5 protein-coding genes are annotated in these 6,863 nt (G+C 43.5%); 4 read left to right on the top strand and 1 reads right to left on the bottom strand.

What is annotated here, in order from left to right; all coding sequences use genetic code 11:
• The first annotated feature begins 301 nt into the window (after positions 1–301).
• Positions 302–1,144 carry a formate transporter FocA gene (gene focA / locus AB4623_RS16890; RefSeq protein WP_065583873.1) on the top strand — a complete coding sequence of 281 codons (843 nt, stop codon included), beginning with the start codon at positions 302–304 and terminating at the stop codon, positions 1,142–1,144.
• Positions 1,145–1,499: 355 nt separating this feature from the next.
• Here focA and AB4623_RS16885 read toward each other — a convergent pair whose 3' ends face one another.
• Entirely contained in the window at positions 1,500–2,294 is a 795-nt protein-coding gene (locus AB4623_RS16885) for an ABC transporter permease (protein WP_102332942.1), read from the bottom strand.
• A gap of 437 nt (positions 2,295–2,731) precedes the next feature.
• Between AB4623_RS16885 and torE the strand changes: the two genes are divergently transcribed.
• From torE to torA, 3 genes are read left to right on the top strand one after another with little or no spacing between them, the layout of a single operon-like run.
• Positions 2,732–2,914, top strand: coding sequence for a trimethylamine N-oxide reductase system protein TorE (torE, locus tag AB4623_RS16880; protein WP_017060298.1), 183 nt, complete (start codon positions 2,732–2,734; stop codon positions 2,912–2,914).
• Positions 2,915–2,965: 51 nt separating this feature from the next.
• A complete protein-coding gene (gene torC / locus AB4623_RS16875; RefSeq protein ID WP_102332941.1) occupies positions 2,966–4,147 on the top strand; it encodes a pentaheme c-type cytochrome TorC in 1,182 nt (393 codons plus the stop codon).
• Positions 4,148–4,171: 24 nt separating this feature from the next.
• A complete protein-coding gene (gene torA / locus AB4623_RS16870) occupies positions 4,172–6,634 on the top strand; it encodes a trimethylamine-N-oxide reductase TorA (protein ID WP_372146912.1) in 2,463 nt (820 codons plus the stop codon).
• Positions 6,635–6,863 lie beyond the last annotated feature (229 nt).

The raw sequence follows: 6,863 nt of genomic DNA, 5'->3' as shown, positions 1-6,863 counted from the left end.
TGTTGATCTATGTCAAAATCTAGAAATAAAAGCGCTCTGTGAGCCATTTTAGTGTACGTTATTCTTTTATTTTTAACGTAACTTGTTGATATTTATAGATGTGTTATTTTCTATGCTGATAACTAATCATTCAGCATAGTTTTCTTTTTACTACTAAAGTCGTATGAATTTTGAATAACTTGGGCTATTTCCTTTCCACAAGGTTGTGGGAGGTATTTTGAGTCCCAAATAGCTCTTGAATTCAGAAATGAAAGAGAGGATTATCGCGCTCCCGACAACATGTTTCAAAATGTAAATCATCATGAATCTAAACCAATTTGACTCATTATTACCGCCACAAATGGCTGAGCGCGCTGCAGATATTGGCGTAGGTAAAGCAACCAAAGATCCAACCAAATCTTTTCTCCTAGCGATTTCAGCTGGCATACATATCGGTATTGCGTTTGTGTTCTACACAATTGTAACCACTGGCGCTGGTGATTTACCTTGGGGTATTACTCGCGTCCTAGGTGGCCTTGCATTTAGCTTGGGCCTAATCCTCGTTGTTGTTACTGGCGGTGAACTATTTACCAGTTCGGTGCTCACTCTTGTTGCTCGTGCAAGTGGCAAGATTAGCTGGGGAACCCTAGTAAAGAACTGGGCGACCGTTTATATCGGTAACCTTATTGGTGCTTTATTGCTAGTGGCATGCATGCTTCTGACTAAACAGTACATGTTCGACCATGGGCAAGTGGGTTTGAATGCCATGGCCATCTCTCAGCACAAAATGCACCATGGTTTTATCCAAGCTATCGCGCTTGGCATCATGTGTAACGTATTGGTTTGTATCGCGGTATGGATGACGTTTAGTGGACGAACACTGACTGACAAAATTGCAGTACTGATTTTACCTGTCGCGATGTTTGTATCATCGGGCTTTGAGCACTGTATTGCGAATATGTTCCAAGTGCCTTTAGCTATCGGTATCAAAACATTTGCTCCAACTGAATTCTGGACAATGACAGGGGCTAATCCAGCAGACTATGTTGACCTAAACATGATGGACTTTCTGATGAACAACTTGCTGCCCGTTACTATCGGTAACATCATCGGCGGCGGTATCTTTGTTGGCATGTGGTATTGGTTGATTTATTTACGCGATTAATAAAGATGGCGGATCAACAAAGCTTGTGTGACTAGCTCAGTTGACGAGATGAGTTAAAGCTCAGAGTGGAAACATTGAACTGACTTATGACATTTACAAGACGGCCTGCATTGCAGGCCGTTTTTTATTTGTGGAAAACTTACTCGTTGAATTCTTAAATTATCATTTGAACGCTTAACAACGCAGTTCTGCACGTGTGTATATGTCTTTGAAATCACCCAAGGATCAATGGCAATGATCTTTGCGCGAGCCGAAATGGACAAAAAAGGATCTATATTGATTTGGTTATCCACAATTTCTGTGGATAACCTGTATCAAATTCAGTGAGTAACCAGATCTAAGATGAGTCGGGAGGTTATTTTGAAGGCTGTATTTGAGCGAGAACTCGCCCTTCTTTGGTCAGAGAAGTCTTTAACGATAGGTGAAGTGCAAGCGCTAAGGAGCAGCTCATCATCACGAAAATAGCCAACATGATCATCAGTTGATACTTAATCGCGATCATTGGTGAAGCACCCCCTAAGATTTGTCCTGTCATCATTCCTGGTAGCGTTACCAAGCCTGTGGTTGCCATTGAGGCCATAATAGGAGACATCGCTTTCTGTATAGCATTACGCACAAAAGGCGCTGCAGCATAGGAAGGAGAGGCACCTAAAGCGATAGCCGCTTCGTACTCTGATTTCTGCGTTTCAAAAGCACCGAACAAGTTCTGCAATGCCACGATGTTACTGCTTAAGCTATTACCTAACAGCATCCCTGCAATAGGGATTAAGTACTGTGCGTTAAAAACCGGTGTTGGTTTAATGATGAATAAGCAGATAAACAAGACAATGGGTACACAGGTTACCGCTAGGCTCACAGCGACTGGGACTAACAAGAGGTTTCGGGGTAACTTGGACTTTTCAACAATCGAGCTTGCCCCAACGATAATCATCGTAAATAACCACAGTAAATTGACCCACAAGCTATTCAAAGTGAACAGGTATTCTAGGTAGAGGCCAACCAGAAATAGCTGAACAGTCATGCGAATGATGCTGATAGAAGCCTCTTTGCCAAGGCCAAGTTTTAGCTTGTAGTTGATTACAATTGGCAGCAAGAGAAGTGAACTGAAAAACAATAATTGCCACCAAGATATATCAATAACGTCTTGCATAATGCTTCCTTTTAATAAGGCTTCTATCATATATGAAAGTGCCAAATGATGCATTTCAACTGCAAAGTCATCGATTCGAAAAACGATCAATAATTTAACAATCAAACCACAAAATATTGGTTTTTTGAGGCATTTTTGGCTACTACTTAGTAGGTAAAACGTTAAAATTGGTTACAATACGGTTGCGCAGGTGTTGGAATTTAACATTTGTGAAATATACTTAATTCTTCACATTTGTTAATACTTTTTAATAACTTTGTTTAACTAAAAACAACTTTGGATGAGCTCAAAAAAGTATTGATTAGCAAGGGTTATAACGGGAGATTTGATTGAACCCTACTTTGAGTATGGTCTAAAATTTGTCGTTAGATACTTAAGAACTTTAGCCCCATAGAATGGGTTACTCGAAATTACTAAATACAAAATAGGCAAAATGTATGAGTGATGTTAATAAAATTGAAACTAGCGAAAAACATTCGCTGGAGTGGAAGTCTTTCCTCTTCATCGCGGTGGTTCTCTTCCCAATATTAAGTGTGGCTTTTGTAGGCGGTTACGGCTTCCTAGTTTGGGCACTGCAAGTGTTTGTATTCGGACCTCCAGGTGCTCACGGCGGCATGTAATGCCCTCTAAGTAACAACATTTTTTAAAATCAATATTTAAGAGAGCTAAACATGAAATCATTTTTAGTTAAATTATGGCGCACAATGACTCGCCCAGCAGTACACATCAGTCTTGGTGTACTAACTATGGGTGGCTTTATCGCCGGTGTTATTTTCTGGGGCGGTTTTAACACAGCTCTAGAGCACACAAATACAGAAGAATTCTGTGTAAGCTGTCACACCATGCGTGACAACGTGTACGTAGAACTACAAGAAACGGTTCACTGGAAAAACACTTCTGGTGTACGTGCTACTTGTCCTGACTGTCACGTTCCACATGAATGGACAGCAAAAATCGCTCGTAAGATGCAAGCTTCTAAAGAAGTATTCGCTCAAGTATTTGGTGACCTAGATACGCCTGAGAAATTCGAAGCTCGTCGTATCGAACTGGCTAAACACGAATGGGATCGCTTCTCTTCGAACAAATCTCTAGAGTGTAAAAACTGCCACAACTACGATTCAATGGATTTCGAAAACATGCGCCCAACAGCGCGTATCCAGATGAAGAACGCGGCAGAGCGTGATCAAAGCTGTGTTGACTGTCACAAAGGTATTGCTCACAACCTTCCATTAGATATGGCATCAGCGAGCGGTATTGTTGGCGAGCTAGAAAACGTAGCAAGCAGCACATCTTACGCAAATGGTTCAGACGTGATCTCTATTCGTCACCTACCAATGTACACAGATGAAACAGCTGAAGTTGAAGCGGGTCTATTAAGCCCTGCAAGTAAAGTTGCTGTGATCGACGAAAAAGGCGACATGATCAAGATTCAAATCGACGGTTGGCGTAAAGCGAAAGGCTTCGGACGTGTAATCCAAGAAGACTTCGGTATGAACATCTCGACTGCAATCTTGACGAAAGAAGTATCTCAAAGTGACGTAATCACTGTTGGTGAGAAGAAAGAAGATGAGCTAACTGGCCTTCCTTGGGAAGAAGTTAACCTAGCACTTTGGATGAAGAAAGAGTCTATGGTTGATAACTTCGATGCAATCTGGAACGCAGCTGGTCAAGCGTACCAATCTAACTGTTCAACGTGTCACTCACAGCCAGATGAAGCTCACTTCAGCGCTAACGGTTGGGTAGGCATGCTAGATGGTATGATTGCATTCGTTAACTTCGATACAGATACAGAAGCACTGGTTCTTAAGTATCTACAGAAGCACTCATCAGATTTTTCTGAAGGCCATCACTAATAAGACGTCAATTGGAGTAACACAATGGCAATTACAAGAAGAAGTTTTCTGAAAGGTGTCGCGACGACAAGTGCGGCATCGGTTATCGGTCCAAGCTTATTGGCGTCGGCATCAGCGTCTGCAGCAGAAACAGACGGTGCGTGGAAAGTCTCTGGTTCTCACTGGGGTGCATTCCGAGCTCGTGTTTATGCGGGTAAAGTACAAGAAATTAAACCTCTAGAAATCGATCAACACCCAACTGAGATGTTGAAAGGTATTAAAGGTATTATCTACAGCCCATCACGTGTGCGTTACCCAATGGTTCGCCTAGATTGGTTGAAGAAGCATAAATACAGCGCAGACACGCGTGGTAACAACCGTTTTATTCGTGTGACTTGGGATGAGGCACTAGACCTTGTTTACCGCGAGCTAGAGCGCGTACAGAAAGATTACGGTCCATGGGCGCTTCACACAGGTCAAACTGGTTGGAGACAAACGGGTCAGTTCCACAGCTGTACTAACCACATGCAACGTGCAATGGCACTTCACGGTTACTCTGTGAAGAAAATCGGTGACTACTCAACAGGTGCTGGTCAAACGATCATGCCTTACGTGTTAGGTTCTACTGAAGTTTACGCACAAGGTACATCTTGGGAACTTATCTTAGAAAACAGTGACAACATTGTTCTTTGGGGTAACGATCCAGTTAAAAACCTGCAAGTAGGTTGGACATGTGAGACTCACGAGTCGTTCGCATACCTAGAACAGCTGAAAGAAAAAGTTGCTAAGAAAGAGATCAACGTTGTTTCTGTTGACCCTGTTAAAAACAAAACAGGTCGTTACCTAGAAAACGAGCAAATGTACATCAACCCACAAACTGATGTGGCGTTCATGCTTGGTGTTGCTCACGTTCTTTACAACGAAGGCCTATACGACAAGAAGTTCATCGAAACTTACTGTCTAGGTTTTGAAGATTTCATCAAGTACGTTCAAGGTGAAACGAAAGACAGAGTTGAGAAGACGCCAGAATGGGCTTCTGCTATCTGTGGCGCAAGCGCGGACTCTATTCGTGACTTCGCTAAGATGCTGGTTAACGGTCGTACACAGATTCTTGTTGGTTGGAGTATCCAACGTCAAGAGCACGGTGAACAGCCTTACTGGATGTGTGCAGTTATCGCAGCAATGGTTGGCCAAATTGGTCTTCCGGGCGGTGGTATCTCTTACGGTCACCACTACTCAGGTATCGGTGTATCTTCAACTGGCTTCGCTGCTCCGGGTTCTTTCCCGTTGAACATCGACCAAGGTCAATCACCTAAACACACGAATACAGATTACAACGGTTACAGCCGCGTAATCCCAGTTGCTCGTTGGGTTGATAGCTTGCTTGAACCAGGTAAGAAGATCAAAGCGAACGGTTCTACTGTAACGCTACCAGACATTAAGATGATGGTATTCAGTGGTAACAACCCGTGGCACCACCACCAAGATCGCAACAAGATGCGTAAAGCATTCAAGAGTCTACAAACTGTAGTGGCTGTTGATTTCGCTTGGACTGCAACTTGTCGTCACTCTGATATCGTGCTTCCAGCATGTACTCAGTGGGAACGTAACGATATTGATGGCTATGGCGCGTACTCTGGCCGTGGTTTGATCGCAATGCACAAGCTAGTGGATCCTCTGTTCCAGTCTAAGACTGACTTCGAGATCATGTCTAGCCTAACTAAGCGTTGGGGTCGTTACGACGATTACACGCGTGGTATGGACGAAATGCAGTGGGTTAAATCTCTGTACGACGAATGTCGCGCATCAAACGAAGGTAGCTTCGAAATGCCTGAGTTTGCTGAGTTCTGGGAGAAAGGTTTCCTAGACTTCGGCAAAGGTAAGCCATGGACTCGTCACGCTTCATTCCGTGAAGATCCAGAGATCAACGCACTAGGCACGCCTTCTGGTTTCATCGAAATCACAAGCCGTACTGTTGGCAATATGGGTTACGAGCACTGTCAAGAACACCCAATGTGGTTTGAGAAATCTGAACGTTCACACGGTGGTCCAGGCTCTGACAAACACCCGTACTGGCTACAATCTTGTCACCCAGACAAGCGTCTTCACTCTCAGATGTGTGAATCTGAAGAGTGGCGTGCGACTTACGCGGTACAAGGCCGTGAGCCAATCTACATCAACCCAGTCGATGCTAAGAAGAAAGGCATCAAAAATGGCGATGTAGTACGTGTGTTTAACGACCGTGGTCAACTACTAGCAGGTGCTGTTCTAATGGATAGCTACGCTCCTGGTGTTGTTCGTATCGAAGAAGGTGCTTGGTACGGTCCGATCAACGAGAAAGTGGGCGCGCTAGATACATACGGCGATCCAAACACACTGACTCAAGATATCGGTACGTCTGAACTTGCTCAAGCAACGTCAGCAAACACATGTTTGGTTGATTTCGAGAAGTTCCAAGGCAAACTGCCTCCAGTAACTTCATTCGGTGGTCCAATCGAAGTTTCTTAAGTCTTGTCTTAAGAACCAAGATTAAAGCTTGAATTAAAGCCCCTGTAAGCACTCTTACAGGGGCTTTTTGTATTTTTGATATCAGTGTTGGTGTTTCTAAATAAGCATTATACAGGGCTAATAGAGGGTGTTTTGAGCAGGCTGTAACGCGCTGTTTGAGAGAGGTGGTAGAAGCAGTGAAGCAGGAAGGGAATGTAAAAAGAACCTGTGGAAAGACTTAAGCAGACGG

The sequence above is a fragment of the Vibrio sp. 10N.222.52.C12 genome (genome assembly GCF_041474215.1).
Taxonomy (GTDB): domain Bacteria; phylum Pseudomonadota; class Gammaproteobacteria; order Enterobacterales; family Vibrionaceae; genus Vibrio; species Vibrio crassostreae_C.
The sequence above is the reverse complement of the archived record's forward strand: the minus strand, read 5'-3'. Positions and strand labels throughout refer to the sequence as shown.